This window comes from Streptomyces sp. SID14478 (assembly GCF_010548525.1).
Classification (GTDB): Bacteria; Actinomycetota; Actinomycetes; order Streptomycetales; family Streptomycetaceae; genus Streptomyces.
Genome location: NZ_JAAGMG010000181.1, coordinates 1 through 4,303 on the forward strand (window position 1 = coordinate 1; position 4,303 = coordinate 4,303).

The window sequence follows — 4,303 nt, forward strand, 5'->3', positions numbered from 1 at the left end:
GCCCGGGCCAGCGCCGCGGCCCGCGCCGCGACGGCCGGACCGGGCTCGCGCATGCGCACCGTCCGTATCCCGTCCTGTGATCCAAGGAGGTCTCTGTGGTCGAGCACGTCAGTCCCACTCTCGTCCGGTCGGCGGTCGGAGCGGCCCGCACAGTCGCGATCGAGGACTTCCTCGACAGCGTCGGCGTCGAACCGAGCAGCCGCTCCGGTTCGGGTGCGTTCAACATCTGGGGCAATGCCTTTCCGGCCGGGGAGCTGCCCTGCGGCACGCTCACCGCACACGACCGGGTGCCGTTCCGTTTCCCCGCGGCCGACGGCGTGCGGCCGGACCACCTGCGGTGCCGCGGACAGCGGATCGCGCTGCCCGCCGGCCGGACCGACTGGATCCACGTCCTCGGGGCCGCCGAGCGCCGCACCGAGGACGGCGTGCTCCTCGAGTACGCCGACGGCAGCGTCCGCCGGCAGTGGCTGCGGCTGTCCGACTTCTGGCCCGAGACCGGGCCGCGGTTCGGTGAGCGCCTCGCCTACCGGACCACCGCGATGCTCTACCCGCGGCACGAGCAGTACACGATGAGCCCGTCGATCTGGCACCAGCGGGTGCCGGTCGCGGTGCCCGACGGGCTGACGGCACTCGTCCTGCCCCACAACCCCGCGATGCACTTGTTCGCACTGACCCTGGTGACGGAGGCGGCATGAGAGTCGAGCTTCAGGACGTACGGCCGTGGCGCCACGACCTCGGGCACTGCCTGCACGCGACGATGGGGGTGCTGCTCGCCAGCCAGGGCGCCGATCCGCTCCATGTGCTCGGCGCTGCCTGGGGGTTCGGCTACCGCTCGGGCGACCTCCGGCGCGAGGAGTACTACGTCCCCTTCGGCGCCCGGTCCCTGCTCGGGGCCATGGCCCCGCACCATCCGGTGACCTCACACTGGCACCGCCCGCCGGACCCGGAGACGGCCTGGACACAGGTACGCGACGCGGTGCGGGACGGACGCGCGGTGGCTGCGGCGGTCGACAACTACCACCTGCCGTTCCGTCCCGCCTACCGGGATGTGCACACCAACCACCTGCTGACCGTGTACGGGTTCGACGACGAACGCGACGAGGTGCTGCTGGCCGATCCGGTGCCGCCGCGCTTCCAGGGCGCGATCACCCGGGCCGAGTTCGCCGCCGCACGTTCCTCGGCAAACCCCGAGGACCACGACCGCGACCTGTTCTTCACCCGCAATCCGATCGACGGACGGTGGCTGGAGGTCTCGGTCGGCCCGGACCTGCCGCCCTGGGACCTCGACCACGTCCGTACGGTCATCACCGCCAACGTGGCCGCGCTGGAAGGCGACCGCACCCTGCCGGACGGATACGCCGACGACGGCGCGGAGCTGTTCGGCGGGCGGCGCGGCCTGGCCCGCTTCCTCGACGCCGCCGCGGCGCGGATGCGCACGGGCGGCGACCCCGAGGTGGTGGACGAGACCTTCGTCGTGGCCGGCACGGTGCTCGCCGAGACCGGGGTGCACGCGGACTGGCTGGCCGCCGCGGGCCGCGCCTTCGGCCGGCCCGCGCTGACGGAGGTGTCGCGGCTGGTGGAGCGGGTCGCCCACCACTGGAGCGCGGTGCGGATCATCGTCGCCAATTCCCGCGCCGACACCACGGCGGCCGCCGGGGACCTGGAGCGCAGGGCCGCGGAGCTCCTGGCCGACCAGGACCGCGCCCTCGACGGCCTCGCACGGGCGCTGTGACGCGCTGCTGACGGACCGCCGCGCTGTCGTGGCGGTCCGTCAGCAGCGCCTTCCTGTCACGGGGCCAGGCTGCGCTGGACACAGAACTCGTTGCCCTCGGGGTCGGCCATGACCACCCAGCTCCGGCCGGGGCCCTGCCCCACGTCGGCCCTGCTCGCCCCGAGGGCGAGCAGGCGCGCGACCTCGTCCTCGGTGCCCGCGTCGACGGGACTGACGTCCAGGTGCAGCCGGTTCTTCACGTCCTTGCCCTCGGGCACGGCGACGAACAGCACGGTGGGCGGCTTCTGGGCTGCCCGGACTTCTTCGACCGTCGGCACCCAGGAGCCGATCTCGACCTTGCCCTCGCTCCGGTCGATCACCTTGAAGCCCAGTACCTCGCACCAGAAGGCGGCGAGCCCTTCCGGGTCGCGGCAGTCGACCGTCAGTTCCGTGAGCCTGCTCGTCATGTCTCTCCAGGATCGTGCGGACGGGGCCTTCGAGTATTTGGTCCCCGCCGCCCGGCCCACAAGTCCGGGATCTACCTGACTGCTGGCGAGCGCACCGCGCCGAGAAGCTGAACCCGCAGGTGTCCGACCAGGAGGAGAGGACCTTATGCCCACAGCGGAGACGACCGTACAAGCCTGTCCGGAGTGCGAGGGCCAGGTAGGCGTGGAGAGCGAGGTCCGGGCCGGCGAGATCGTCGAGTGCCCGGAGTGCGCCGCCGAACTCGAGGTCGTGGGAGTCGCACCGGTGCTGCTGGCACTGGCTCCCGAGGCCGACGAGGACTGGGGAGAGTAGCCGTGGTGGATGTCGCGGTGGTCGGGGCCTCGGGCTACATCGGCGGTGAACTGCTGCGGCTGCTGCTCGACCATCCCGAGGTACGGGTGTCCGCCGCGGTGTCCGCCAGGCTCGCGGGCAGCAGGGTGGATCTGGTCCACCCGAACCTGCGGGGCCGGACCGACCTCACGTTCACGGCCCCCGACGCCCTGGGCGAGCACGACGTGGTGTTCGTGGCGGTCGGCCAGACCGCGGGCCTGGAACTCGTGCCCCGACTGCGGGAGCAGGCCAAGGTCCTCATCGACCTCGGCGCCGACTTCCGGCTGCGGGACCCGAAGCTCTACGAGCGGTACTACGGAACCGCGCACACCGCCACGGAGCTGCTCGGTTCGTTCGTCCCCGGACTGCCGGAGACGCACCGCGCCGAGCTCGCCGGGGCGGACGCCATCAGCATGCCGGGCTGCATGGCCGTCGCGTCCATCCTGGCCCTGCGTCCGCTCGCCGAGGCGGGAGTGGTCGCGGGACCGGTGACGGTGGACGGGCGGATCGGATCGAGCGGCTCGGGCGTGCGCGCCGAGCAGATGAACCTGCACGCCGAACGCAGCGGCGCCATGCGGCTGTTCGCCCCCGCCGGCCACCGGCACGAGGCCGAGATCGCGCAGGCGACCGGAGTCGAGGCACGGATGGGTGCGACGGGTGTGGAAGCGGTGCGCGGCGCCCAGGTGGTCTGCCGGGTGCCGGTGCGCGAACCGCTGGGCGACAAGGAAGTGCGGCGGCTGTACCGCGGCCAGTACCAGGACGAGCCGTTCGTGCGGATCGTCGCCCAGCGCCGCGGTCTCTACCGGCTTCCGGAGCCCAAGATCCTGGCCGGCACCAACTACTGCGACGTCGGGTTCGCCACCGACCCCGCCACGTCCACCGTGGTGGCCGTCGCGGCCCTGGACAACCTCGTCAAGGGCGGTGCGGGCGGCGCGGTCCAGTGCCTGAACGTACGCATGGGATGGGCGGAGAACCTCGGCCTCTCGTTCCCCGGACTGCACCCCGTCTAGGGCCTGACGGTCCGGAGCCCGACGGACGCGGGCGTGACGCAAGAGAGCGTGACGGAAGAGATCCACCGGCTCGCGGCGACTGCCGCGAGCCTTCCGTCACACCGTCACACCGCCGCGCACCCGGCACCGGCCACGGCGCCCGTACGCGGCGTCCGGCACATCCCCCTCAGGAATCCGGCACATCCCCTCAGAAGGAGATCCGCGTGGGCACGGGACTGACCGTGGTGAAGTGCGGCGGCACCGCAGAGGTGCAGGCCGAGGCAGTGTGCGCCGGAGTGGCCCGGCTCGTGCGCGAGGGCAGGCCGGTCGTGCTGGTGCACGGCGGCTCCGCGATGGTCACCGAACTGGCCGGCCGTCTCGGCGTGCCGCTCGGTGAACTGGTGGCCCCCGACGGCACCGTGAGCAGGCGGACCGACCCGGCCACCCTCGAAGTGGTCACCCTGGCGCTCGCAGGGAAGGCCAAACCGGCCCTGCTGCTGGAACTGGCCCGCCGCGACGTGCCCGCCGTCGGACTGACCGGACTGGACGCCGGCCTGTTGCGCGCCCGGCGCAAGAAGGCGCTGCGCACGGTCGTGGACGGCCGGACCGTGGTGGTGCGCGACGACCGCAGCGGCCGGCTCACCTCGGTGGCGACACCGCTGCTGCACTCCCTGCTGGCCGACGGGATGGTGCCCGTGCTGTCACCGCCCGCCCTCGCCGAGGACGGCCGGCCCGTCAACGTCAACGCCGACCGGGTCGCGGCCGCCGTCGCGGCAGCGCTGGGCGA

The 4,303-nt window shown here is 72.9% G+C and carries 5 protein-coding genes and 1 pseudogene; 5 read left to right on the forward strand and 1 reads right to left on the reverse strand.

Annotated elements, in window-relative coordinates:
• Window positions 1-95: 95 nt before the first annotated feature.
• A complete protein-coding gene (locus G3I40_RS06925) occupies window positions 96-695 on the forward strand; it encodes a hypothetical protein (RefSeq protein WP_164301276.1) in 600 nt (199 codons plus the stop codon).
• Window positions 692-1,732 carry a BtrH N-terminal domain-containing protein gene (locus tag G3I40_RS06930; protein WP_164301277.1) on the forward strand — a complete coding sequence of 347 codons (1,041 nt, stop codon included), beginning with the start codon at window positions 692-694 and terminating at the stop codon, window positions 1,730-1,732. Before G3I40_RS06925 ends, G3I40_RS06930 begins: the two co-directional genes overlap by 4 nt.
• Before the next feature lie 56 nt (window positions 1,733-1,788).
• Here the strand turns inward: G3I40_RS06930 and G3I40_RS06935 are convergent, their stop codons facing one another.
• Window positions 1,789-2,178, reverse strand: coding sequence for a VOC family protein (locus tag G3I40_RS06935; protein ID WP_164301278.1), 390 nt, complete (start codon window positions 2,176-2,178; stop codon window positions 1,789-1,791).
• 145 nt (window positions 2,179-2,323) lie between these two features.
• Between G3I40_RS06935 and G3I40_RS06940 the strand changes: the two genes are divergently transcribed.
• From G3I40_RS06940 to G3I40_RS06950, 3 genes and pseudogenes are all read left to right on the forward strand, one after another.
• The gene (locus G3I40_RS06940; RefSeq protein ID WP_164301279.1) at window positions 2,324-2,509 is read left to right on the forward strand and encodes a lysine biosynthesis protein LysW; all 186 of its coding nucleotides are present in this window, start codon (window positions 2,324-2,326) and stop codon (window positions 2,507-2,509) included.
• A gap of 2 nt (window positions 2,510-2,511) precedes the next feature.
• Window positions 2,512-3,537 (forward strand): N-acetyl-gamma-glutamyl-phosphate reductase, encoded by a 1,026-nt coding sequence (gene argC / locus G3I40_RS06945; protein ID WP_164301280.1) that lies wholly within the window; start codon window positions 2,512-2,514, stop codon window positions 3,535-3,537.
• A 203-nt stretch (window positions 3,538-3,740) separates the two neighbouring features.
• Window positions 3,741-4,303 (forward strand): annotated as a pseudogene (locus G3I40_RS06950) (acetylglutamate kinase); the annotation flags it as partial.

Coding starts and splice junctions, on each gene's coding strand:
- G3I40_RS06930 (WP_164301277.1), top strand. CDS start 692: ATGAGAGTCGAGCTTCAGGACGTACGGCCGTGGCGCCACGACCTCGGG.
- G3I40_RS06935 (WP_164301278.1), bottom strand. CDS start 2,178: ATGACGAGCAGGCTCACGGAACTGACGGTCGACTGCCGCGACCCGGAA.
- G3I40_RS06940 (WP_164301279.1), top strand. CDS start 2,324: ATGCCCACAGCGGAGACGACCGTACAAGCCTGTCCGGAGTGCGAGGGC.